14 protein-coding genes and 2 pseudogenes are annotated in these 24,879 nt (G+C 67.0%); 9 read left to right on the top strand and 7 right to left on the bottom strand.

Annotated elements, in window-relative coordinates; translation table 11 throughout:
- Nucleotides 1–44: 44 nt before the first annotated feature.
- Entirely contained in the window at nt 45–965 is a 921-nt protein-coding gene (locus O7606_RS12620) for a hypothetical protein (RefSeq protein WP_281599292.1), read from the top strand.
- Nucleotides 966–1,296: 331 nt separating this feature from the next.
- Here the strand turns inward: O7606_RS12620 and O7606_RS12615 are convergent, their stop codons facing one another.
- The gene (locus O7606_RS12615) at nt 1,297–2,061 is read right to left on the bottom strand and encodes a hypothetical protein (RefSeq protein ID WP_281599291.1); all 765 of its coding nucleotides are present in this window, start codon (nt 2,059–2,061) and stop codon (nt 1,297–1,299) included.
- Between the two features lie 322 nt (nt 2,062–2,383).
- Nucleotides 2,384–3,079, bottom strand: coding sequence for a hypothetical protein (locus O7606_RS12610; RefSeq protein WP_281599289.1), 696 nt, complete (start codon nt 3,077–3,079; stop codon nt 2,384–2,386).
- A gap of 390 nt (nt 3,080–3,469) precedes the next feature.
- On the opposite strand from O7606_RS12610, the gene O7606_RS12605 reads away from it, so the two are divergent.
- The 3 genes and pseudogenes from O7606_RS12605 (at nt 3,470) to O7606_RS12595 (ending at nt 9,191) form a co-directional block, all read left to right on the top strand.
- Nucleotides 3,470–7,453, top strand: coding sequence for a restriction endonuclease (locus O7606_RS12605; protein WP_348651147.1), 3,984 nt, complete (start codon nt 3,470–3,472; stop codon nt 7,451–7,453).
- Between the two features lie 163 nt (nt 7,454–7,616).
- Entirely contained in the window at nt 7,617–8,786 is a 1,170-nt protein-coding gene (locus O7606_RS12600) for an ISAs1 family transposase (protein WP_281599287.1), read from the top strand.
- 43 nt (nt 8,787–8,829) lie between these two features.
- Nucleotides 8,830–9,191 (top strand): annotated as a pseudogene (locus tag O7606_RS12595) (cyclic-phosphate processing receiver domain-containing protein).
- Between the two features lie 916 nt (nt 9,192–10,107).
- On the opposite strand, the gene O7606_RS12590 reads toward O7606_RS12595, so the two are convergent.
- Complete coding sequence (locus tag O7606_RS12590; RefSeq protein ID WP_348651166.1) at nt 10,108–11,136, bottom strand: hypothetical protein; 1,029 nt, start codon at nt 11,134–11,136, stop codon at nt 10,108–10,110.
- 135 nt (nt 11,137–11,271) lie between these two features.
- Here O7606_RS12590 and O7606_RS12585 point away from each other — a divergent pair, with 135 nt between their 5' ends.
- The 4 genes from O7606_RS12585 to O7606_RS12570 are packed head-to-tail and all read left to right on the top strand — an operon-like array spanning nt 11,272 to nt 19,045.
- Nucleotides 11,272–12,744 (top strand): hypothetical protein, encoded by a 1,473-nt coding sequence (locus tag O7606_RS12585; protein ID WP_281599285.1) that lies wholly within the window; start codon nt 11,272–11,274, stop codon nt 12,742–12,744.
- On the top strand, nt 12,741–13,523 hold the full coding sequence (locus tag O7606_RS12580; RefSeq protein ID WP_281599284.1) for a hypothetical protein: 783 nt from the start codon (nt 12,741–12,743) through the stop codon (nt 13,521–13,523). Before O7606_RS12585 ends, O7606_RS12580 begins: the two co-directional genes overlap by 4 nt.
- A 3-nt stretch (nt 13,524–13,526) precedes the next feature.
- Nucleotides 13,527–17,912, top strand: a complete 4,386-nt coding sequence (locus O7606_RS12575) for a hypothetical protein (protein WP_281599283.1) — start codon at nt 13,527–13,529, stop codon at nt 17,910–17,912.
- On the top strand, nt 17,912–19,045 hold the full coding sequence (locus tag O7606_RS12570; protein WP_281599282.1) for a Wadjet anti-phage system protein JetD domain-containing protein: 1,134 nt from the start codon (nt 17,912–17,914) through the stop codon (nt 19,043–19,045). Before O7606_RS12575 ends, O7606_RS12570 begins: the two co-directional genes overlap by 1 nt.
- A gap of 267 nt (nt 19,046–19,312) precedes the next feature.
- Here the strand turns inward: O7606_RS12570 and O7606_RS12565 are convergent, their stop codons facing one another.
- From O7606_RS12565 to O7606_RS12555, 3 genes and pseudogenes are all read right to left on the bottom strand, one after another.
- On the bottom strand, nt 19,313–19,849 hold the full coding sequence (locus O7606_RS12565; RefSeq protein ID WP_281599281.1) for a BRCT domain-containing protein: 537 nt from the start codon (nt 19,847–19,849) through the stop codon (nt 19,313–19,315).
- Between the two features lie 996 nt (nt 19,850–20,845).
- Nucleotides 20,846–21,084: pseudogene (locus O7606_RS12560) on the bottom strand (integrase core domain-containing protein); the annotation flags it as partial.
- Nucleotides 21,085–21,283: 199 nt separating this feature from the next.
- Nucleotides 21,284–22,453 (bottom strand): ISAs1 family transposase, encoded by a 1,170-nt coding sequence (locus O7606_RS12555; protein WP_281594764.1) that lies wholly within the window; start codon nt 22,451–22,453, stop codon nt 21,284–21,286.
- Between the two features lie 58 nt (nt 22,454–22,511).
- On the opposite strand from O7606_RS12555, the gene O7606_RS12550 reads away from it, so the two are divergent.
- Nucleotides 22,512–23,327: a transposase family protein gene (locus tag O7606_RS12550; protein ID WP_281599280.1), complete on the top strand. Its 816-nt coding sequence runs from the start codon at nt 22,512–22,514 to the stop codon at nt 23,325–23,327.
- Between the two features lie 100 nt (nt 23,328–23,427).
- Here O7606_RS12550 and O7606_RS12545 read toward each other — a convergent pair whose 3' ends face one another.
- Nucleotides 23,428–24,270, bottom strand: a complete 843-nt coding sequence (locus O7606_RS12545; RefSeq protein ID WP_281599279.1) for a hypothetical protein — start codon at nt 24,268–24,270, stop codon at nt 23,428–23,430.
- Nucleotides 24,271–24,879: the final 609 nt, after the last annotated feature.

Below are 24,879 nucleotides of genomic sequence, written 5' to 3'. Positions count from 1 at the left end.
AGCGTTCGCTGTGTCTGTCAGTGTCTGCTTCTATCCTCTCCGTCATGACGGAGAGGGTGGCAGTGCAGTTGCCGACCCCGCAGGGGTGGCATGAGGAGTTCGTGGCCGGTGGGCAGATCTATCAGGTGGATGTGCAGGCCACCGGTGATGAGCGCCTTACGGTGGCGTTCACCGGTTGCGACCGTGACGGGCAGATCATCACGTCGCTGACCGGCGTGCTGCCGGCTGAGGGCGTCAGCTCCTTCCGCCAGGCCATGGGGGCGCTCCTGGCCCGAATCGAGCGACGGGTGAAGGCACCACTTGACCGGGCGTACACGGTGCCGCAGGTGCGAACCCGGCACCCCAAAGCGTACGAACGATGGACCCCCGAGGAAGAACAGCTGCTGCTCGACCGCTGGGGTGCCCAGGTCAGCGTTGACGAGATCGCCGGGGAGTTCGGCCGTAACACCGGCGCCATCGTCGCGCGCCTGCAGAAGCTCGGCGCGCTCCCTGCAGACCAGCCAGCCCCTCTAGGGAACAGCATCTACGAAGAGTTCGGTCGGCCCGTGCCCGCAGCACTACCCGCTCCGTGGATACCGGCGCCGTCCACGAGCACCCCACAGCTGCCGGCAGGTGCCCCATTTGCCGTCATCACGATCGTTGTCGGCGGTCTGGAGGCGTTCGACTCGGCCGTGGAACTACTCATGCGCGCTGGTGCGATCGGTCTGGGGCAGCGGCGTTTCGCTGTCAACCCGCCGCTGAGTGCCGGCCAGGTCGAGGCTCTGCGGAACCTGCACGGCTACGAGGGCAGCGTCACGGTCTCTCCGCCGCCGAGCGAAGGCGGTATCTGGCAACCGGACCCCGTCGCACCCGAACCGTCCGCCGACTTCCGTGAGGAATCCTGGTGGGCCTGGCAGAACAACCACCTGGGCGACCCGGCACGCAAACCCGGGGAGCACCGCCGCTGGTACAGCGACTGGGAGTAGGCCACGATGACGCGAGCCATCAGCGAGTGGGCCGGCGTCATCTACGAAGCGTTGAGGTGTCAGGGCTGGCCGAGACTAGCGGCGCTGCATTTCGTTGGACAGACATTCGGGTCGTTGAGGGTCGTGCCCGCCCCGCCCCGCCTTGGCCAGTGGTAGTGGTGCCTCGGTGTGCAGGCCAGTGTCCGGGTCAAGATCTTCGTGGTGGCGTTGTTCGCCGGGCGTATCGGCTCGGGCTGGATTGGTGCCGACACTCCCCACTGCCATCCCGGAGCCCGGTAACCGTGACCGCCTCGGGCGGGAGCGAGCCGGCGGTCGGCCCCGAACTGGCGCGTTAGGCGACCACTCCCGTGCGGCACAGGAGCTTGAGCTGCTCAAGGCTCAACTCTTGGCGTTGCTTGGCTGCTGGGCTACTGACCCAGGCCAAAACCTTACGATCGGGCATGCCGCGAGCGGTGCCGGGCGTGATGTTGTAGCCGTCCAACTGCACGATTTTCTCGATCATGCGGGCGAGCTCCGTCGGGCCGCCACCGCTATAGCCGCTGCTATACCCCGCCCCGAGTGCCTCAGGCAGGAAGTGCAGCGTGCCGTCCTCGGTGCGCATCCAGATCGCGCCGTCGTCGAGGATCAGCGAAGCCAGCCGTACTCCGTCGGGGAATCCCAGAGGCGAACAGGTGGAGTAACGCCAGTTCTCGTGATTGCCGCTGACCGTACGGTAGTGCTTCGCCGCGACGGGCATCCACGTCACCGGGTCATGAAAAGTCTGCCAGCAGACGCACCCGTCGCCACCAACGGCCGCAGGGGACTGCGTATCGGCGTAGACGCAGGGATGCCACAGGGAGGCCGCGTCGCGCGAGCCAACCAGGGCGACGTGCAACGCGTCCGGGTCGCACGGCTCGAGCCGCTGCACCCACTCCCTGACGTACGGACTCCCGGTCCTGACGGCTGCACCGTCGACCGTCTTGTCGATCGCCAAGATCTTGCCGCCATTCAGGCCGATACCCGGCCCTACCCCGGGTGGCTCGCTGTACAGCACGAAGTGACAAAAACCCTTGCGCGGATCGAAGACCAGCTGCAGGCCGTGGGGTTGGTAGTCCATGAGCGACCAGATGTCCTTCCGCGACGGGGACGGCAGCCACCCAGGATGATCACGGGTGGTGCCGACGTGGCTACCCTATGAGAATCCTGCCTGCTGCGCCATGTCGATCATTGACTGATCGGGCAAATCTGCAGGTCGTCTCGTAACCTGGACGTCATAGCTCGGTGGTCCTGGGTGGACAGCTGCTGCGTCAAGTACGCTCTTCACGTCCGCCGGTCACGCCCAGCCCCATTGAGTACGGAGTAGTTGCTACCGGTCAGGTGGGCGCGGATCATGTCGAGATGCCCGCGTGGAGCCGAGTTCAAGGGGTTCAGGGAACATCTCACTGCTGCCAGTCGATGACCCAGTCGCGCTCGGTGGGTTCGTGCGGCGATTGCTGCAGACCTGACTCGGAGTTGAAGGTCGCCAGGGATTCGATGGCCTCGGCGGCTCGGTCGTGGGACTGTTCGTCGTAGATGGCGTCGCAGACGACGGTGATCTGTCCTGCCTGCAGTACATGCGTGGCGACACTGTGGCTCGTCGCGGCCCGGAGCAGCTTCTTGACGCCGTTACGTAGCAGCGTCTGCTGGTCAGCCGGCACGTGGTGCACCTCGACGTGCCCACTTTCGAGGACCTTGTCAGCGGCCAGCCGAGCCACGAGTGCGAGGCGGTCATCGGCGGCGGGCTTCGGGAACTGGCGGTCGACCACCGCCATGCATCGCCGGCAGGTCGGCGCGAATGCCGTCTCGCGAAACAGCGAGACGGTGCCCCCGTCGCCGCCGATCATCATCGACCACTCCCGGCCGCACAGGGTTGTCACCGACCACCGCGGCTCCGCCAAAGCCCGCCGATCGTAGTTAGCGAGCAGCCGTTCCCGATCTGGATCGTCGCTCCGCAGATAGTGTTCCAAGACAGCCGCGCGTCCAGAGCCAGGTGTCTGAGCCGGTGCCGCGAGATGAACCGCCGATGCGCTGGTCACCGTCAACAACATCGACGTCCCGCCGATGTCGATCGTATTGGCGCCGAACAGCTCGGACATGACCTCGACCCCCTTCCTACGGACGCGCAAGGCCCGGATGGCGCGGTTGGCCCGGTACCGCTTCGATCAAGACCGAGCCCGTCGGGCGACGTCCACCCCGCTGATGAGCCAACCCGATCAACGTACAAGACGCTTCGACGGCTGCGCGGCGCCGCCGTCCGACGCAACGCCCAAAGAGGAGGCTGGTCAACCTGGTGATGAGTGGCCGGCCACGTCGAGGCTGTCGTCGCGTAGTCGCCGCTCGACGCGGCGCCTGGACAGCTTCGCGTCCGCCGCGATCTACGTCCTGACCACCGGGAGGACCCTGGGCACCGCCACCGAGTACGCAGCTGTGCTGCCGATGAGGGATACCCTGCTACGGGCCGGAGATAGCGATCTTGTCTGAGGACCATGCACGCAGAGTGGAGGTGGACGCCGATGCCCGCAGATGGCCCGCTGCCGGGGAAGAATCCGCGGTTGCCCCCTACACCCAGTCTCTCGGAGTATGAGTTGGAGGACTTTACCGAGCGCCTGCTGAGTGCGAGTAGATTTTGCTCGGGGTCGGCTCGGCGGGTGACCCGGGTGGAGCGTTGGGGCCGGCGAGGCGACTTTCAGGACGGCGTCGACTTCGAGGGTGAATACAGCGACGGAAAGACCGCCGCTTGGCAGTGCAAGCGATACGACAAGCTGACGCCGGCACACGTCCGGGAAGTCGTGCGCGTCTGCACCTTCCAGGCTGACGAGTACTACCTGGTGTTCTCCGGGGAGGCATCGCGCGACGCCAGGATGGAGATCAAGAAGCACTCCAAGTGGCAGCTACTTGATCAGCGTGCCCTCGGACGCATGTTAGACGATCTCCCCTTGCATAAGCGACGGGACGTCCTCGATGCGACGTGGGACCGACCGACCCGACAGTTCCTTCTTGGTGTTCCCGGCACCGACGCATTCCTTAGTCTCGACACCTTCGTCGCAGATCGTATGAAAGAGGACGCGCCGCTCAACGACCGTGGACCCCGCATCGGCCGCGACGCCGAGCTCGCCGCGCTACGGACCGCACTCGACCGATCAGCGGACTTCCCGACGGTCGTCGTTGTTGCCGGCCCCGGGGGCCGCGGCAAGACGCGGTTGCTCACTGAAGCATTGGCAGAGTTCGAGCAGGCCCACCCCCAGGTTCCGGTCGTCTGCCTTTCACCCGGACGCAGCCTCGACCAGGCAGCAATCGACGAACTTCCTCTCACACCGGCTGTCGTGCTGGTCGACGACGCGCACCGCGACCCGGCCGCCCTCGCAGCGCTGCTCACCTACGCGCGCCTGACGGAGGGCACGCAGGTTGTCCTCGGCTCCCGGACATCCGGGGTCGCCGCCGTGCAGGCCGAGATCATCAACGCCCGGTTCGCGCCGGCTCAGGTCGAGACGATCCCGGTCGGAGAGCTGAGCCGCCGGGACGCACGCAAGCTGGTCACCAGCATCGCCGACGGGCTCGACCTGACCTTAGCGGCGCAGGAGTACTTCGCCGGCCAAGCCGTTGACTCGCCGCACGTGGCGGTCATCGGCGTCAACCTGATCCGTAGCGGCCGGTTGACCGCGCCCCTGAAGGCCGATAACGCCCTTCGCCAGCAGGTTCTCGCCCGGTACCAGGAAGTTGCCACCGGCGAGTTGGAGGGCGTACCAAACCGCACCGTGCGACGAACACTCGCCGTCTTCGCGGCTCTCGGCCCGATCGACGACACCGACGACACACTGCGCACAGACATCGCCCGATTTGTTGAATTGGACATGGGTGACCTGCTGCGCCTCTGCCGGAGCTTGCACGATCGCGGCGTCCTGGTGACGCGCGGCGGACTGACCCGCGTAGTCCCCGACGTGCTCGCGGACGAGATCTTGGAAACCTCGGCCGCGGTCGGGCGCCACGCGACCAACTTCGCCCAGCAGCTGTGGGAAGCCTTCGGCAACCCTTCCGACGACCGGCTCGTGACCACGCTCGCGGAACTCGACTGGCGGCTCGGTCAACGAGACGGGCCATCGGTCATCGGGCCGATTTGGGAGTCAGTGGCGGACTGGCTCCGCGGTGCCGAACCCGTCGAGTTGCATCGAGCGCTTCGTGGGCTTCGCAACTTGGCGACCACCCTGCCAGTTCCGTTCCTGACAGTGCTCGAGGAACTCCGGGTCCGACTGCAGGAACAGGACCGAACCGTCGACGATGCTGCAGCCGCGCACCCGTTCTTCGGCCGAGCCGAGAGCTCAAGGGACGTTCTCTGGCTCATGCCCGAGATGTACGGGCAGTGCGCCGCCAACGCCCCAGAGACGCTCGAGACGGTCCTCGACGCGCTGTGGTCGCTGTACCTCGATGACTCACAGCCACCGAACCAGTACCCGGGCCATGTTGTTCGGGTCATCGAGGACCGGCTCACGAGCATCGGCGACTTGCCGGACCCGTCGTTTCCTCTCCGGATCGTGGCGTGGGTCGACAAGCAGCTCGCTCAGGCGAGCGACCTGCGGCACGCGACGCCGATGTTCGCGCTACGTCCCCTGCTCGCGAAGGATGGCACCCGGACCGTCGCGGAGACCCGCCGACGCATTTCACTGCGCCCGTACGCCGTGTCGGTGACATGGGCACGCCCGATCCGAGACGCGATCCGATCAACGCTTCTCCGGCAAGCGAGCGGGACTGACCTGCGCCGAGCCGGGGAGGCTGTTCGCCTCCTCGGCACAGCGGTCCGTCAACCGACAGGTCCGCCCAACCGGAACGTGACTACAGAAGAGGTTGTCGGTTGGGAAGAGGACGATCTCGCCACGGTGACGACTGTGGAGACGGCGGCTGTTTCCACCGGCAGCGCCGTGATCCGCCGACTGATCCGCCACGAGATCGGTTGGACAGCCGAGCACGCTCGATCGGTACGTGTTCGCCATGCTGCGCTGAGTCTCGTGACGTCGCTCGACAACAGGGACGACGACTTGGCAGAGGTCCTCCTGAGCACGTTCCGAGGCTTCCCGACCCGGCGCGGAATGATGGTTGCAACCCTCGATGAGCTACGGGCAGCGGAAGCAGCGCGAGCCGCCCGTGAAGCCGGCATGCCGCAAGACGAGATCGATGCAGAACACAGCGAGCAGCGCCGAGTCAGGATCGAGGAGCGGACGGCAATGCATGAGCGCGCGGTCGCGCAGGTCGTCACGCGGCTGACATCCGACAGCATCCCTGAGTTGGTACGAACGCTCCGCATCTCCGCGGTAGAGGTCGAGCTGGCCGCACCTAGGCCACCTACGCTGTGGGCCCTCTGGCGGGAGTTCGCCAAGCAGAGATCCGATCTCATCCCTCACGTGGTTCGGAAGATCGCCGACGGACCTGCGTCTGTCCTCGACCAGAGTCTGCATCAGCTGCTGGATGCCTGGGCCGACTACGACGCGACCGGTTTACTCGCTTGGCTGGCTGACGCTTCGAGCTACCGCACGGACGTGCGTCTAGCCATCGGCACCGCCTTCGCCACGTACACCTGGACGGACAGGGGGGCACCCTTCGAGCAGATCCACCGCGAGGGCATAGCGGAAGCCGAGCCCGAGCTACGCGACCGCTTCATCATGGGCAGCCACAAGTTGCTCGCTACCGCGCCCGCCGCGACGGCCCGCCTTCTGCTCAGCGAACAACCTTCACCGCACGCGCTGACGAGTGCACTGCAGAGCGCATGCGGCTACGACGGGCTCAGCTGGGGCCAGACCCAGAGCGACGAAGACGCCTCGGCGATTCTCGACCTGATCAATCACGCAGACTGGAACGATTACACCGTTCAGCAGATCGTCGCCGGCATAGCACTCACTTACCCACGCCTGGTCCTTGACCATCTCGAGAATCTGCACGGGGACGGCGGCCGCTTGCCGACAGACGTCGATGGCTTCGCGGACGCCTTCGACCGAAACGCCGAGGCGCTCACGCACTGGGTGGTCGACCGCGCTCACAATGGCAAAGCCGCGAATGCATCGATCGTCATCTCGATCGCCATGAAGGGTGGCATGACGACCGCTCAGGCCCAACATCTCGCCACGGCCGTCGATGAGCTCGACGATGCCGCGCTCGAGGACACGGTGTCGGCGCTCCGAGACGTCAGCGCGTGGCCTCTACGCCACCCCGACCTGGCCAGGACCATACTCGTCAGGGCACGCCTGTTGAACGGCAACATGGCGACGCGCGTGCTCGCCGACATCTCGGGCGCCATGACGCTCCACTCGTGGGGCTTCTCGAACGGCGTGTCCGACGAGCTCAACAACGCTCGCGCGGCCGCCGCACAGGCAGCGGCCACCGAGACAAATCCGGACCTCAAAGCAGCTTTCACTGCTGCCGAGCTGTGGGCGGCTGTCCATGCCGAGCAGCTTCTTGCCGAAGCTGACGACAACGATGACTGATCAACGTGAGGTGTCAGACCCGCAGGGCCCCGGCAAAGTCGTGACGGTGTCTGACTTGTGAGGCTTGGAGTAGAAGCGCCGCTGTCGGTGGCAGCAAGACGGGCATGACCTGTTCAGAAGATCATCAAGGTTCCTACGCCACGGTGATCGTCCGAAGTGAGTCATGCCCGCGCTGCCATCATCGCTGATCTCGTCGGTGTCCTGCGCACCGGCTCTGACCGTTGCCGAGACCGCTGGTGGGTTGCCCGGAGCGCTCGCCGGTCTACCTGATCCACGGGCCCGGCGAGGTGTCCGGCACCGGCTGACAGTCGTGGTCACCGCAGCGGTGTGCGCCGTGGTCGCCGGCTACCGCTCCTACACGGCGATCGCCGAATGGGTCGCCGATGTTCCGGCCTCGACAGCTCTCGCCCTGGGCATGACTCCCGACCGACGCCCGTCCGAGGCGATGATCCGTCGACTGCTGCAGGCCGTGGACCCGCAGTTGCTGACCACCGCGATCGGGGCATGGCTCGCCGGCCGGACCACCACCGCTGCCCCGACGAACCCTCAGGCGATCGCCGTCGACGGCAAGGCCCTGCGCGGCTCCCGCACCACCGACACCCCGGCCCGGCACGTGATGACCGCCTGCGACCAGGCCACCGGCGTGGTCCTCGCGTGCGTCGACGTCGACGACAAGACCAACGAGATCACCCGCTTCGCACCGCTACTCGACCAGATCAGCGACCTGCGCGACGCCGTGATCACCGCCGACGCCCTGCACTGCCAACGCGAGCACGTCACCTACCTCGCGCAACGCGGCGCACACTGGATCCTGACCGTCAAAGGCAACCAGCCCCACCTGCACGTCCAGCTCACCGGCCTGCCCTGGCGGGCCGTCCCCGACGCCGCACGCGACACCGACCGTGGACACGGCCGCCGCGAGATCCGCACCCTCAAGATCCTGACGATCTCCACCGGCATCGACTTCCCACACGCCGCCCAAGCCATCCAGATCCGCCGCCGCAGACACCGCCTCGACCAGCCGAAACGCTTCACCACCGAAACCGTCTACGCCATCACCGACCTCCACGTCCACCACGCCAGACCGGCACAACTGGCCGCCTGGATCCGCGGGCACTGGTCGATCGAGAACAAGGTCCACTGGGTCCGCGACGTCACCTACGACGAAGACCGCTCCCAGATCCGCACCGGCACCGGACCCGAAGTCATGGCCGCCCTCCGCAACGCCGCCATCAGCGCCCTACGCCTGACCGGAGTCACCAACATCGCCGCCGCCAACCGACACCACGCCCGCGACAGCACCCGACCCCTGGCACTACTCGGCGTCACCTGACTTTGCCGGGGCCCTGGATGACGTTGCCAGGCATCATTATCGCGTGGATGCCCGTCGAACGATCGTCCTGGTCGATGACCTCCGCTCGTTCGTGGACGGCCGTAGCGCGGAGGTGGCCCGCACCAGCGCCGCCGGAGTTGAACTCCTCGGTCGGTATCGCGGCCGGCACCTGGATGAGCTGTGGCTGGATCACGACCTCGGCGGGACGACACGATCTGGCCGGTCGTGGAGGTTCTGGAGCGGGCTGCCTTCGACAACTGCCCCTTCGATGTCGGCGTCATCAACGTCCACTCCGCCAATCCGGCCGGTGCCGCGAAGGTCGCCCAGGTCCTCCGGCGCTGGGGGTATCGGGTCCGCGTCGCGTCGGGCTCCACGGACGTCGGCTACCTCGACGGCCTCGTGTGAGCTGACCGACTCGATTGCACTGCCTGAGGGTTGTGACACCCGGGGCGGCAGATCCGAGCGCCGGTGGGAGGTGTCGCGCTGATGCTGCGACGAAATTGAATAATCCGCAGGTGGATGTTGCCGATCTGCTCGCCCGGGCTGCGGCCATGGTCCCCGCTGATGTCGTCAACGAGGCCGGCGTGACGGTGGTGGACGTCCCGCGAGTACCTCGACCACGACGAGTGGGAGGTCGCGCTCGACCTCCTTGCGGACCTCGACACGGGTTGGCGACCGCCGACCGCTTGGTGGGATCTGCTGATCGACAGCGCCGAGCTGATGGGGCTCTCTGATGCCGCCGCGTGGTGCCGCTGGGGTCGGTGGGAGAGCATCCACGGGATCGTCCGCGCAGAGTTGCGGCTCCTGTCGCCCGCCGAAGGTGGCCGGCGAACGCCGATCCCGGGCAAGGGCGTCCTCCGACCGCTGTGGGATGTAGGCAGACGCACGGCCGTAGGCGACCCTGACCTGCTCGTGGCACGCATCTGGGTGGAGTCGGCGCCGGCGTTGCCACCAGGCGCCACCGGGTCGGTCCGCCTTGGCCCGCTGTCCCCAGCCCTCTGGAGGCACCTGCAACCGGGCATGACGATCACTATGCACGAGGGCCGGCCCACGGTAGGAACGGCCACCATCATCGAGGCGTCGAATGCGCGCTGACATCGGCACGACCGAGGACGGGCTCGATCGGGTTGTGGCGGCACTGCGTAGCGCGCGTTGTCTGCGGCAGATCCGGTACGTGATCTTGAGGTTGGTCCCAGTAGTTGAACGGGCCGTCAACGGCATAATTCGGACTCCCTCGATCCTAGGTCGACAGGGCCGGTAGCCCGCAGCTCCGTACTGGCGGGGCTAACGGAACCCTGCGATTGGGTGACCTGTCGTTGCTTCAGTCGCGGTGGGTCAGAATCACCCGCGAAGCTGTCGCCTTGTCGGACTCCGGCAACAAGGCGACGAAGGCCATCATCATCGACGTGGCAAAGGCATGTCCCTGCTTGGCGACCAGATTGCGGTAGACGCCAGCGGCCACGGCCTCGAACGGGTCTGTGACCGGCGGCCGTTCGCCGATTCCGGCCCGTACACCGCGCAGCACTGCCGGGAGCCGATCGGCGTTCATCCACGGCTGCGTCATGCATCGATTCAGGAGGGCTTGCAGGTTGGCGCTGGCGCCGCTGTCGTCTTCGGTGATGCGAACCAGGCCGATGGCGGTCGCGGACACCCAGCCCTCGATCTGCTCCGGTCCGGCGGTCGCGGCGTGCGTCAGCATGGCGAGCACGAACTCGATCACCGCGTTCGGGTCGGCCCAGGTCGCAGGCCGGGTCAGCGCGAACGCCACCCCACGCGGCGCTTGGCCGTCGATCGCTGCGGCCAGGTCGAACGTGACCCGGTCAAATCCGAGGTCGGTGAAGTAGTTGGTGAGCAGGACCGCCTCGGCCGCCGCGCGAAGCTCAAGCGGGATCTGTTCCCGGCTCTGCAGGTGCCGGATGAGGTCGACCGTGTCGAAGGTCGCGACGCCCATATCAGCAGCGACCGAACGCAGACGATAGTCGTCGCACCAGAATGTTGTGCTTTGAGCGGCTGCCATGTCGAGCGATGACAGCCACTCGAATCCCTGGTCGGTATCGGGGAAGTTTGTCAACCGTGGCCACGGCCGTCGTGTTGCGTGACGCAGGATCGAGCAGATCAACGTGGACTGCTCGGCGAGCGAGTCGGCGACGGACTCTTCGATTGTCGTGACGGTCGGGCGCTGCTCGACGGGATCCCAGCCGGTCGACATGGTCGAGCGCATGCCGAGTGACTCCTGTCCGCGGATCGCGTCGTGGTAGGCGTCGTCGGTGGCGCGGACCTGTCCGAAGCCAGAGAGCAGTTGCGAGCGCAGCTGGGGTTCGAGCAGGGCCAGCGTGTGAGCTGCGGTGATGTCGATGACGACGGCGTTGTTCAGGGCAGCCTCGGCTGCGTCCCTGCCACACCCAAAACGGGCCAGGCATGGAACAACTAGCGATCTCGTGATGCTTTATCATGGCATCTCGCGCGGGAGGGTATGGGGGTTCATGTGGGGGGAGTCGGGGATAGCGGCGTCTTCCCTGATGGCGGGCTCGTCCGCCGGCTTAAGGCGCTCGCCTGCACCGCACCGCTGAATGATCTTGATTCCCGCAAGTCGCGCCTGGAATGGGTTGACAGCTCGATCTACCAGATGGCCGAAATCGGGCTGCATGTCATCGACCAGGTGACCATCGCCATGGACTTTGACGCAGGTGCTGACGCCGAGCAGATCATTGCCCGCACGGTCCCGCTCGTGGCGATGCAGGGTCCCGCCCGTAGCCACGAGGAACATTGCCGGGTGGCCCGTTGGGTGCTTGACAGCTTGATCAACGTCGGCACCGTCGACCGGGGATTCCAGCGGGTGTACGGCGAGGTGGACGACGCGGGGGTCTACGTCCGCCGCCGGTTCGACTTCAAGCTCCTCGTCGAGCTGTCCGGCGCGGGCGGCGAGATCTACCTTAGGGCCACCGACGAGGCGATCAACGTGCTCGTCGGCGCGCTCGACACCGACATCGAGTCCGCTCAGGTCGCCGCCGAAGTGAAGCTCGACAACCTGATAAGGCGGGGCCGGCTGGCCGATGCAAAGCTCGCCGCCGAGCAGGCCCGGTACCGCACCGTCCAGCTCGGCGAGGCACTGCGCACGGCACTGGAGGCGACCCGGCGCGACGTGAGGGCGGTGGACTGGGACGAGGCCGTTCCCGCGCTGCTCGATTCGGCGCTCGACCACGTCCACGACCGGTTCACCAACGAGAACGCGATCCTACGGCACATCGCCGACGCCCGCGACGAGGCGATAGACCCCCGGCACAAGCGCCAGGCCGCCGACCTGGTCACCATCGTCGAGGACTGCATGCGTCGGCACAGCCAGCTGCTGATGCGGCTGCAACGGGCCCGGGCGCTGTTTCGCGCGGAGCAGGACCGGCAGCTGTTCGCCGATCCGCCGCGCCGGGAGGCCGCCGACCTGCACGGCCAGCTCCTGCGCCCTATCATGGGCCTCCCGGCCGCTGACGCCCGCGACCCCCTCGAGGCGTACTTCCGCTCGTCGGCAGGCCTCGCCCGGCCGTCCGTTGTGACCCTGAGCTCGCTGGTCGACCTTCTGCTGCGGGTGCCACCCGAGCAGGGCAACCTCGGCCGGCAGCTGCCCGAGCCGGAGCTGGTCCCGGTGACAAGCACCGACCGGTTCTCGGACGAGCACTGGCAGAGGGCGAGCCTCCTGCTCAACCTGCAAGGGACCACCCGGCCGCTGTCCGAGCTGCTTGTGGAGGCCGCCGAGCTCGATGAGGACCTCCCTGCGCTGGTCAGCCTGCTTGCCACGCACGCCTACGCGCCCGAGCTCGGCTCGGCGATGCGGCGCGGACAGCAACACGTCTTGCTGGCGCTGCCGACCGGCGACGCGCTCCCGCTGGCCGGAGTGGGCGGTGTCAATGGCGACGACCTGTTGCTCACCGCGGTCGCGCTGCTCGACGACGAGGCATCACGATGAATGACGACGTCACTGCCGCGGCCTCGCTGGTCGCGTTCGGCCTCCGCCCCAGAATGCTGCCCGCTCGTGACCCCGCCTACCGGAGCCTGGTAATCCGGCACCGGGACGACGACGCGTTCGCCCTCATAGTGACTGCGGTTGCCGAAGGGTTGGGTCTGCGGGTGCTCGACGTCGACGCCGAGTCGGGCATCGTGCTGTCGGCGCTGCACGGCTCGGTCTTCGAGCTCCGGCTCGACCAGTACGCCCGGCAGACCCGGACGAGCGATCGCCGCGACGTCGAGAAGGTACTGCACGGCGTCACCTTCCTCGCCGCAGCGGCTCTGGCCTTCCCTCGCCCAGCTGACCTTGCCAACGACCAGTACACTGGCCGTATCTCGGTAGCCGAGGTCGACACAATGGCCCGCGAGGTTGCCCGTGAACTGCGTGAACGCGCGGACGCGACGGACCCAGAGGCCGACGCGCCCCGGCTCGAACAGGTATGGCGCGCGTATGCACGTCGGCCCGAAAGTCAGGCCACCAAGGATGGCCGGGTCGCCCCGGACAGTACCCGCGGCATGGTCGCCCGAGCGCTACGCTATCTCGCCGACCAAGGGCTGCTCGTGCCGATCCCGGGTGACATTGATGGCCTGTACCGCACCACCCGCCGCTTCCTGATTCAGGTCCGGGAACTGGCTGTGGAGCGCACCATGGACGAGCTGCTGAAGATCGGCGTCGTCCCGGTCCTTAAACCCGGCGGGTCGCTGCGCGCAGCGTCCGGCGGCGCGGAAGGCCAGGGCTGACCGGTGTACGAGCTGTCCCGGGTACGCCTCTACTCGGTCGGCCCGGAGCCGGCCCGTTACCAGGACATCACCCTGGACTTCAGCGACGTCGGCCGCCTGGTCCGGTTTCAGGCCGACACTCTGCTGGAGCCTCACCAGCCACACCGCCGCCCTTCGCCTGCGAGTGTGCTGTTCCTAGAGAACGGCGGCGGCAAGTCCGTCCTGCTCAAGCTGATCTTCTCGGTCATGCTTCCCAAGCGACGTCAAATCGTTGGCACAACCAGCACCCGAGTGCTGGAGAACTTCGTGCTCGCCGGTGACGTTGCGCACGTGGTCCTCGAGTGGATGCACGCCGAGACGGGCCGGCTGCTACTGACCGGCAAGGTGTCAGAGTGGCGCAACAACACCGTGTCAGGCGACCCCGAGAACCTCGCCACCTTTTGGTACTGCTTGAGGCCGACCGAAGAGGTACGGCTAGACACGCTGCCGTTCGCGGCTGACCGGCGCCTAGTCAGCCGCGTCGCATTCCGGCAGCGGCTAGCCGAGGGGTTCGCCTCGGATCCGCGCCTGGAGTTCTTCGCCAGCCGCCAGCCCGGCGAATGGACACGGCAGCTCGACCAGCTCGGCCTCGACCCGGAGCTGTTTCGCTACCAGCGTGAGATGAATGCGGACGAAGGCGAGGCCGCCGGAACGTTTACCTTCGCCACAGATGAGGCGTTTGTGGAGTTTCTACTGCGGGCCGTGGTCGCAGAGGAAGACCCCCGCGAGATCGCCGACCTAGTAGCGCAGCACAGCCGCGACCTGGAGCGACGCGACGGTCTCCTGCTGGAGAGCGAGTTCGTCGCGGGCGCGCTGGACCGGCTTGTGCCGCTTGCCGAGGCGCACAAGGCGGCGCGCACCGCCGAGGCGACCGCTGTCGGCGCCCAGGCAGCGGTCGACCAGTTTGCCCAGAGCGTGGCCGCCCGCAGCCGAGCCGAGCGGGAGTTGCTCGCCGTCCGAGAACGGTTTGCGCGCGAGACCGCCGAAGCGTTGGCGGCGGCCCGCACCGACGAGGAGCACCGGCAGGCCGCGGTCAAAGAGCTGAGGCGCCGAGCGCTGGTCCTGCAGCTCAACACCGCACGAGCCATCGAGGCGGTCGTTAAGCAGGACCACGAAGACGCCGACGCGCTCGCCGAGTCCTGGAGAGAGATCGAGAAGGCCGCTGAGCTGCGGGCGGCGGACGCGGCGGCCGCCGAGACGGCGGCCCTGGTTAAGGACGCCGAGGAATCCGCACGCCCGATCCTGGATGCAAAGAAGGCCGCAGCCGCACAGTTGGCCCGCGGGCTCCTCCAAGTCGCCGGTGAGGCTGCGGACGCGGCTAAAGCGGTCGGGAAACTGGCAACGGAATGCTCCGCTGCGGCCGCTGCCGCCGAGGACACGCTGGTGCGCGAGACGCAGGAGGCGGCCACGTTCAGTGCTGGTGCGGCCGCCGCTGCAAAGCGCATCGCCGAGATCGACACGACGCTCTCCGATGCCGCAGCGAGCGGGCTGCTGCCGGCCGGGTCGTCCGCAGCGGCGGCGGCCGAGCTCGCTGCGGAGGCGGCCGCCGAAGCGGGACGCCGGTTGACCGTCGCCGGAGAGAAGGCCCTCGAGTTCGACGAGGAACGCGTCGTGTCGGTGCGCGCCGAAAACGACGCGGCGACCGCGGTAGTTCGGGCCAAGGAAGCCCATCACCGGGCCATGGAGGCATACGAGGCGGCGGTCGCCCGCGCCGCTGAGCTGGCCGGGCGCCCGCGGCTCGCCGAGCTGATCGACAGCGATGAGGTGCGGCTGGAGACGGACGCTGAACCGCTCGCCGAGCGGCTGGCCGCTGCCGTGACGCGAGCGGAGAGCACCCGCGCTCAGCTCCAAGCCGAGGCCGCCGCCGACGAGCGCATCCGGACCGCGCTAGAGGCCGACGGCCTGCTGCCGCCGCCGGCCGAAGTGACCGCCGCGTGCGAGGCGCTAAACGACGCCGGGATCGCGGCGTGGAGCGGCTGGGACCACTTGACCCAGATCGACAACCTCGAACGGCGCCTCGAGCTGCTGCACGCTGCCCCCCAGCTAGTGTCGGGCGTCGTACTCAACGATCCGGACCAACTCGCCGACGCCGGCACCGTCCTCGCGTCGCGCGACATCTACCCGGTGTTCTTCGTCGGGATCGGCACGACCGACGCGTTGCATCAGGCAAACCCGGCGGGGGCAGAGGCATTCGTACCGCTAAACCCGGCGCTGTACGACGAGGAGGCCGCCGAGGCCGCCCGAGCCGCCGTCGAGCGACGCGACGAGGAGCGCCGCGAGCAGCTCGCGACAATTGCCCGGTCGCTCGTTGTGGACCAGGACCTGATCCGGGACCTGCGCGACTGGCGGAGAGACCTCCCACCGGGGCGGTTCACCGAGATGGAGGAGCACTGCGCCGACCTCACGGCCAGCCTTGAACAGGCAGAGAGCGCGTACATCCTCGCCGCCGAAGCGACCCGGGACGCGATCGATCGGCGGATCGCCGTGCACGATTCGCTTCCCGGCCTGCGTGCCGAACTGCTCACCGCCGAGCAACGCGACCGCGCCCTGCAGGCGCTCGCTCGGCACGAGGCCGAGCGCCGGATGCTGGACGAGTCACGCCGGCAGCTACTCGCCGGCGCGGAAACGCACGCTCGGCTGGCCGCAACGGCGCGGGAGCTGGCCCAATCTCAACGCGAAGAGGCCACGGGTCATCAGCGCCACGCCGACGGCCTAAGCGACGTCGCCGCCAGGGCCCGCCGGGAGCTCGCCCAAGTGCCCGGCGGCGGCGACATCTCGCCGGATGCGCACCTGCCCGCCGAACCCGTCGAGGTGCTCCGGGCGCGCTTCATTGCCGCGTCAGACGCGTACACTAGGGCGGAAGTCGGCGTCGACCTGCGGCTCCGCCTCGACCAGGTGGAACGCGAGCAGGCCCAGGCGCGGTCACGGTTCGAGGAGCTGGCCCCGCCCGTGCGGCGGCGGGCCCTGGAACTGCTGGACACGCCCGAGGGCGCAGACTTCGGCAGCCGAAGCGCCGCCCGGCGGCGAACCACCGACCGGGCTGCCCGAGCCAACGAGAACCTGAGGACCGCCGGCGCCACGGTGGCTGCGATCAATGCGCTACTCAACGAAAGCGTCGAACAACGGGCTCTCCCCGCCGATTTCATCGACCCAGCCGACGAGGATCACGCCGCCGTCCTGATCAACGCCGCCGAACGTGCGGCGGCGGGGGCCGACCGCCGCCTCGCCGAGCTCGGCGAGGTCGCCGAGAAGGCGGGCAACAAGCTCGAGGCCGCCAAGGGAACCGCCCGCGGCTTCGCCGACCTCGCCGAGGATCTCGGCGTCAGCGCCAGTGGGAGCGCATCAGCATTCCCCGACGACCTTGACACGGCGCGGGTGCGCAAGCGGAGTCTGCGCACCGCCCTGAACGCGGCGAACGACAGCGCCGCGACCGAGCGCGGCCGGCTAACCCGGACCACGGAGGCGCTGCGGCGGCACGCCGCGGACTCCCGATTCCGGCTCCTTCAGTCGACCATCCATCAGCAGGTGTCCACGCTGGACGGTGAGAGCTTGGCCGGGCACGCCGATGAGTGGATCACGGCTCTCCGGCCGCGGCTGCGGTCGCTGACTGACGAGCTCGCCGGCATCGACCGTCATCGGAACATGATCAACGTGCGGCTGCATGGCATGGTCGGTGCCGCCTTCCGTACCCTGCGCAACGCGCAGCGGCTCTCCCGGCTGCCCCAGGGCTTGGACGGCTGGTCAGGGCAGGAGTTCCTGCGCATCGCGTATCAACCATTGGAGGAGGCAGCTCTGCTCGATGCGATCGGCGAGGTTGTCGACGAGGTAGTCGACAGCGGCGGCACCGACGGGATGGCCCTGCTGCTGCGCTGTGTCCGGCGGGCGGTGCCGCGCGGCTTCCGCGTCGACGTCCTAAAGCCCGACTCGGCGCTGCGGGCTGAGCGGCAGCGGGTTTCGGAAATCAAAGACGTTTTCTCCGGCGGGCAGCAGTTGACCGCGGCGATCATCCTGTACTGCACGATGGCTGCGCTGCGGGCCAACAACCGTGGCCGGATCGCCAACCGGCACTCCGGGGTGCTGTTCCTCGACAACCCGATCGGGCGGGCCTCGGCCGGTTACCTGCTCGAGCTGCAGCGGTCGGTCGCCGCGAGGCTGGGCGTGCAGCTGGTCTACACCACCGGCCTCTTCGACGCCAACGCGCTGAGCGCCTTCCCGCTGATCATCCGGCTGCGTAACGACTCCGACCTGCGGGCCGGGCGCAAATACCTGGCGGTCGATCACGTCTTCCGCAAGCGGCTAGACGAACTAGGCCCCGAGGACGCGGGCGGCGAGCTGACCGCCCTCCGGACCTTCATCCGGGCCGAGGACTGATGGCGACCTCCCGTCCGGCCAGTGACCTGCTAGACGAGCTCCGCGCGGCGGCGGAGCTCGGTGGTTGGAAGCGGACCGCCCGGAAGCGGGTCGAGATAAACCTCGTCTGGGAGGCCTACCACCGCATCCCCGCAGCCAACGCCGACGACGAGTACGAGCGTGCGGTGTTGCGGCGGCTGCTGCTGGAGCTGGAAGAGGCGTGCCGAATCCAGCTCCTACGCGCCGACGACCGCGAGAAGGTGGCGTTGCCTGCGGCAATCTGGCTGCTGCCGACCGGCAGCGCTACGGCGCGGCCGGCACCGATGCCACCGTGGCATCCGGAGGTGCGCGAGCTCGCCACCCACTGGCCGGTGGCGACCCCGAAACAGCGGGCGGCCTACATAGCGGTCAACCGATGGCTGATGACCAACCCCGATCGCTCGCTTGTGCCCGTCCGCGAACGATCGTTGGAGATCTTCGGCCGACACGGGTCGGCGGCGGACTTCCCAATGCCGGAGAAGGTGCTCGACACTCTCCGTTCGGGACCGCTCTTCTCCGACCGCGAGAAGCTGCTGCGGCTTATCGGGGCGTTCGTGGTGCACCCGCCGCTGTTGGCGGAGCGCTTCACCGAAACGATCGGAGACGGGTATTACCAGCGGGTCGGCGCAGGGCGGATGCTGCTGGTTATCGAAAACGCGACGACATGGTGGTCGGTGGTGAACAGCCTGCCGGAGCGGCACGACCTTGGCTACGTCGCCTGGGGCCTGGGCAACACGTTCACGGCGTCGGTGAACACGATCAGCGCGCGCCACGCGGTATCCCAGATCCGGTATTTCGGCGATCTGGACTTGAGCGGACTGCGGATCCCGCTCTCGGCCTCAGCGACCGCCGTGCAGAACGGGCTACCGCAGGTGCGGCCCGCGGTGCACCTCTACCGCGCCTTACTGCGGCTCGGGCTCCCCATAGCTGCGAAGGAGAAGGCCGCAGCACCGACGGACGCCGCCCGGCTGGCCGGCTGGCTCGGCGAGAATACGGACCAGGTCGCCACCCTACTCACCCGCGGTGAGCGCCTGGCCCAGGAGTGGGTCGGCCTCCGGCACCTGCGCACAGACGTGACTTGGCACACCGACGTCCTCACCGCCACCTTGGCCTGACCACCCTCAAATGCTGGCGTTTCCGGGAGCTATCGCTCCCCGTCGAACCGCAGCATGGCCAGCATGCGTGGTGACCCTGGGATCAGGGGCGCCTGCGGGACCACCTCGGCGCCAACCGCTTGGGCCCAGGCAGTGATTGTAGAACAGACCTGTGAATGCCAGTGCGGAAGGCGGATCCCGCCGTTGACAGCGACCTGCCTGACTTCAGGGGCGTCGAATGCCTGGAACAGCTCGCTGGCGAGGCGACGTTGCCGGGTAGGGCCGGCGTCAGCCCTCAAACTCGTCCAGGATCCTTGACAGCGTTCGGTAGTCCACCATCCGCACCCCGCGCGACCGCGCGTCTAGGCACTTGCGCGATTTTGACGTTGGATCATCGCTAACAAGCAGCGTCGTCGTGAAAGTCACCTTCGACCCAACTCGCAATCCCAGGTGCCGGGCGCGCGCCTCCCATTGAGACCTAGGGGTGGCGTCGCGTCCGGTGAAGACTACGATCTCGCCTCGCTCAAGAGAAAGTTCCTGATTCCTTGCCGTCACGGCAGCCTGGCCCGAAGCTCGGGACTTTCCTTGGCGTTCGCTGCGCCACTGTCGGACCGTTTCGGCCGGGACGGTCACGTCCGCGACGGTGATCGCTAGTCGAGCCAGCGAGATGCCGGGAGCATTATCAGCCCAGGTCTCAGTCCATCCATTTTGTGGAAAGTCAGCCGCAGTCGCCGACGAGGGGTAGGCCGCCATTGCAGTAAGGATGTTCCCCTCCAAGGCTACTGCTGCGGCTCGGTTGTTCACCTGGACAACATCCTGCAGCACCCCGCCCCGCCTCTGATGCTCCCGGAGTCGGTCGTCGTTCCCCACGTTGGTAATACCAACCTTGAAGCAGCGAAGATCCTGAAAGTGGAAGATGTATACGCGGTGAGGCTTCGTTGGATCGGCCGCGCCGTCACATACGTAGCAGGGCACCACTTCGCGCCTAAGCTGATCCAACGATACGAACCGAGGGCTCTCGCAGCGCTGGCAGCGAGTATGCATCTTGTCATGCCGCGTAACCACGTCATCTATCCGCAGTCCGCGGGACTCGAAGCAGCGCACAACATCGTCCGAGCAGGGGCCCTTTCCTCCGCCACAGAAGTTGCATGCACACCAGCCTTGTTTGGTATAAGCATCCATGCGGCCCGGCAAATGGACACTGTCGCGTCCACACTTTACGCACCGGACATGCACCGGCTCAAATCCATCGGACGTAGACGGCAGTTCCGAAACACACTCCATGTGCAGAGTTTTGAAAAGCCTTATTACTCGCTCACGTGGCCACACTCGACGCTCAATGAACTTTAAGAGGGTGTGCCCCGATAGCTCCGCCATATTAGCGGAGCCGAGGGTGGCGCGGTCAAGCATCTCAGCATTTTCGCGAAACGCCTGACCATTCTTCTTCATCCTGCACCAGTCGCACCGACCGGCCCCGCCGGAAGAGGGGGAGAGGATCATGTCCAAGCTGTAAGTGAGCTGAACGCTGCAGACAAGGCAAGTTGTGAGCCGTCGCTCGTTCTTCTTTCTAAAGGGCTCAAGCGGGACCAGCCCCATGTCGCAGAAGAGCCGGTCTATGCAAGAAGTGCAGTAGGCCGGGTTCGTCCGAGTTCGATACACTGCAGGCTGGCCGCAGTCGGGCGTGGCGCAGAGACCGTCTCCTGTCATTCGACAATCATTGCCCGGCCGCCGACAAGGAAGTAGAGCCAAACGGACGGAATCGTCAGCACCGATGGCGTCCAGCTTGGAAGGGTCTGCTGCACCGGTAGGTGACAGTTTCAGTCACGCGGCCTGACTGGCCGGTGGGGTCATGATGGTCTCGTACTCGATAGGGGTCGACCGGGACAGGGATCGTTGGCGTCGTCGGCGGTGGTAGGTCCGTTCGGTCCAGGTCACGATCGCGTCCTCAACTGCTGCCGGGTCGTCCAGGTTCGGCGGTCGAGGACGTTGTTCTACAGCAGGCCGAAGAACGATTCCATGGCGGCGTTGTCGCCGGCGGCGCCGACTCTGCCCATCGAGCCCTTTTCATCGTGACGGGGCTGGTCACGGCGGTGGGGTCGGGGCGGGGATCGACGTAGGGCGAGGCTCCCGGTAAGACAGCAGTCGACCAAAACCCGATGCCCCAACCGGAAGCCTCGCTGTGTTGTCTTACCCTGCCGCGATTCGCCTGTCCAACGGCACCCTCAACCGCCTGTCGGACCCAGGGTCCCGGCAAAGTCGTTAGATGATGCCGAGGAGGGCCAGTGCCCGGCTGCTGTCGCGGGCGTGATGCCGGTTGGCAGCGGCGATGTTGGTGAGCCCGGCGAGGCGTAGGGCGCCGATGGCGGCGTTGCGCAGGGCGGCCATGACTTGCGGTCCGGTGCCGGTACGGATTTGGCTGCGGTCTTCGTCGTAGGTGACGTCGCGGACCCAGTGGATCTTGTTCTCGATGGACCAGTGGCCGCGGATCCACGCGGCCAGTTGATCCGGTTTCGCCTGGTGGACTTGCAGGTCGGTGATGGCGTAGACGGTCTCGGTGGTGAAGCGTTTCGGCTCATCGAGGCGTCGTCGGCGGCGGCGGATCTGGATGGCCTGGGCGGCGTGCGGGAAGTCGATGCCGGTGGAGATGGTGAGGATCTTCAGGGTGCGTATCTCGCGGCGGCCGTGCCCGCGGTCGTCGTGGCGGGTGGCGTCGGGGACGGCCCGCCAGGGCAGACCGGCGAGTTGGGCGTGCAGGTGGGGCTGGTTGGCTTTGACGGTCAGGATCCAGTGCGCGCTGCGTTCGGCGAGGTAGGCGACGTGTTCGCGCTGGCAGTGCAGCGCGTCCGCGGTGATCACCGTGTTGCGCAGGTCGCTGATCTGGTCGAGTAGAGGTCCGAACCGGGTGATCTCGTTGGTCTTGCCGTCTACGTTGGTGCTTGCCAGGACCACACCGGTGGCCTGATCACAGGCGGCCATCACGTGATCGGCGGCGGTGACGGCGGTGCGGGATCCGCGCAGGGTCTTGCCGTCGACCGCGATCGCCTGCCGGCTGCCCGAGGCGCTGGTCGTGGCCCGGCCGACGAGCCAGCCGCTGATCGCCGTGGTCAGCAGATCCGGGTCCAGGGCCTGCAGCAACCGGCGGATCATCGCCTCCGACGGGCGCCGGTCAGCGGCGATACCCAGTGCCTCGGCCGTCTCGTCCGGGACATCGGCCACCCACTCCGCGATCGCGGAGTACGAGCGGTAGCCGGCCACCACGGCACACACCACCGCGGTCACCACCACGCACAGCCGATGCCGCACACCGCGGCGAGCTCGTGGATCAGGCACCCCGGCCAGTGCTGCGGGTAGCCCGCCAGCGGTTTCGGGCACGGTCAGAGCCGGTGCATCGGACAAAGACGAGATCAGCGATGATGGCAGGGCGGGCATGACTCACTTCGGATCGATCACCGTGGCGTAGGAACCTTGATGATCTTCTGAGCTGGTCATGCCCGTCTTGCTGCCACAAACGCTGGCGCTTCTACTTCAGAAGCCTCAAGTCGGACAGCGTCACGACTTTGCCGGGGCCCTGCTGTCGGACCTGATCCGCGTTCACCGCGCCCAACGCGGAAGCAGATGGCGACGCCTGAACCCCGGACGGCAGGCGCTGCTGGTCCTGGCGCACCTGCGCAACGGCGACACCTACTCCCGCCTCGCTGCCGGGTTCGCCATCGGCGCCACCACCGCCTGGAGGTACGTCCGAGGGACGATCACCCTGCTCGCCACCCTCGCCGACGACCTCAACGCCTGCGCCACAAGAGCAGCACGACTGGCCTACGCCATCCTCGACGGCACCCTCATCCCCATCGACAGAGTCGCCGACCAGAAGCCCTACTACTCGGGAAAGCACAAACGACATGGCGTGACCGTGCAGGTCGTCGCCGACCCCGCCGGACGGCTGGTCTGGGCCTCACCCGCCCTACCCGGCGCGGTCCACGACCTGACCGCGGCGCGAACCGTCGGCCTCATCGACGCCTTGGCCAGTCGTAACGTGATGACGTTCGCGGACAAGGGATACCAAGGTGCCGGCGGCACGATCCGGACCCCGTTCAAGCGCCACCGACACCGCCCGCGGTTGTCGCGGCGGCAGAAGACCGTCAACCGCGGCCACGCCCGTATCCGGGCGGTCGGCGAACGTGCCGTCGCCACCCTCAAGACCTGGAAGATCCTGACCAAGCTGCGCTGCTGCCCCCGACGCGCCATCACCATCGTCCAAGCCATCCTCGTCCTACACGCCGTGGAGAACGACCGCCACTCAGGATGAAAAGGGCTCACCGGCTGCCCGGCAGCCTGATGGTCTTTGACCTGGTCGTTGAGATAGCGGAACTGGATATCCCGTACCGCGTCCCGCGGTATCCCTGCAATTACCGCATCCGGCCGATTGCTTCGGCCAGTGCCGCCGCAACGTCAGGTCGGGAGAAATCCCAGACCATCAGCAGTCCGTCTGGGCTGGTGACGGTAAGCCTTCCATACAGCATGATCGGCAGTTGTCTGTTGTTCTTGAAGCGGCGATCCGGGCCGCCGGACTTGTTGGTGTACTGCCACGTCGTCCCAACACACTCGGCGTCGGTTGGCGGCGTATCCGACTCGATGAACCGTTGGGCCTGCGCATGGGCGTTCACTGCGGCGTACGGGAGGCCGGCGTAACGGTGACCGTGGCGGACGATCACCCGGTCCGGCAGGAAGTACAAAGAGCGGTCTTTTCCATGAAGGCTCGGTACGGCGATGTTCGTCACGAGCATGGGCGGACCAGCCAGATCCACCGAGGCTGGGCTGCGGCGGTTCAGGGCTGCGGCTCCGGCGTTGACTTTCCGCTGATATGGAGTGTTGAGAGCACCTTCGGCTTCGACGTGCCAGACGCGCTGCACACGGCTGACGAAGCTGCTGCTCGTGGTGAAGCGTTCGTAGTTGACCGCCGGTACGTCGTCAACCTGGTAGAAGACGACGACTGATCGCCGCGCAAGGTCGCGCTGCCACAGCCACCACACTGCGGGTAGGCCGGGCACGAGCAGCAGGAGCCCGAACGGTGCAGAGAATAGGGCCAGGACTGCGACGGCGGCAGCGGCCCACGGCCACAGCAGGTGCCGTTGGGCTGCGGTCTGGATCTGACCGATCAGGTTGGAGGGATGTGCTGCAACCAGCTGCTGTACCGGCGTACCGGACAACTCCTGCATGACGATCCCGTCGTTGTGGGTCGCTGGCAGCATCGACGGCGGCGATCCGGGTGAGGTTGGGGTGGGTGCCCGGCCGCCGAAGTAGGTCGTGCCGAGACCGGCAACGCGGACGTAGTTGCCGCGAGGCCCAGTCCCGACACGGAACCCTGGGACACCAGCGGAGACGCCGACGCCAGATGGTGACAGGTTGAATCTAAAGGGGCCCGCTTTGAGGCTGGTCCGCAGGTAAAAACCCATGAGTGCCCTCGCGTCGTCGCTGACAATGCGGGCAACGATAGGTCTTCGTACGCGGCGAGATAACCAGACTATCGGATATCAGGGAGCACTGAACGGGCAGACCCATGTGGAAGACGGCAAGATCAGATTAACGACCATGCCGCCGACGGGCATGGCGGGGAAGCCTTGCTATATCGCGCGACGTGGTTCTCGTGCCGTGCAGCCTTCACCGCTTATCCGGCTGGCTCATGTGTGGTGGTTCGAGGTGAGCCACCCCGGACCCCCATCAGGGGCCAAGGCCGAGGCGAGACAGGCTGACCGAAGCGCATCACCAAGCCGGATGCCTTTCTGTCGGTAACCAGACTGAAGTCGTCGCTCGGGTATCCGTGGTCGGCTGGATGGCTGCTCTGCTGATCTGAGTCGTCG

This window comes from Micromonospora sp. WMMD882, from assembly GCF_027497255.1.
Lineage (GTDB): Bacteria > Actinomycetota > Actinomycetes > Mycobacteriales > Micromonosporaceae > Micromonospora.
The sequence above is the reverse complement of the archived record's forward strand: the minus strand, read 5'-3'. Positions and strand labels throughout refer to the sequence as shown.

Excerpts from the sequence above, each read along its gene's own strand:
- O7606_RS12580 (WP_281599284.1), top strand. The coding sequence starts at position 12,741 with ATGAATGACGACGTCACTGCCGCGGCCTCGCTGGTCGCGTTCGGCCTC.
- O7606_RS12610 (WP_281599289.1), bottom strand. The coding sequence starts at position 3,079 with ATGTCCGAGCTGTTCGGCGCCAATACGATCGACATCGGCGGGACGTCG.
- O7606_RS12545 (WP_281599279.1), bottom strand. The coding sequence starts at position 24,270 with ATGCTGCCAGCGACCCACAACGACGGGATCGTCATGCAGGAGTTGTCC.
- O7606_RS12555 (WP_281594764.1), bottom strand. The coding sequence starts at position 22,453 with ATGCCCGCCCTGCCATCATCGCTGATCTCGTCTTTGTCCGATGCACCG.
- O7606_RS12550 (WP_281599280.1), top strand. The coding sequence starts at position 22,512 with ATGCCCGTCTTGCTGCCACAAACGCTGGCGCTTCTACTTCAGAAGCCT.
- O7606_RS12605 (WP_348651147.1), top strand. The coding sequence starts at position 3,470 with ATGCACGCAGAGTGGAGGTGGACGCCGATGCCCGCAGATGGCCCGCTG.
- O7606_RS12615 (WP_281599291.1), bottom strand. The coding sequence starts at position 2,061 with ATGGACTACCAACCCCACGGCCTGCAGCTGGTCTTCGATCCGCGCAAG.
- O7606_RS12570 (WP_281599282.1), top strand. The coding sequence starts at position 17,912 with ATGGCGACCTCCCGTCCGGCCAGTGACCTGCTAGACGAGCTCCGCGCG.
- O7606_RS12620 (WP_281599292.1), top strand. The coding sequence starts at position 45 with ATGACGGAGAGGGTGGCAGTGCAGTTGCCGACCCCGCAGGGGTGGCAT.
- O7606_RS12600 (WP_281599287.1), top strand. The coding sequence starts at position 7,617 with ATGCCCGCGCTGCCATCATCGCTGATCTCGTCGGTGTCCTGCGCACCG.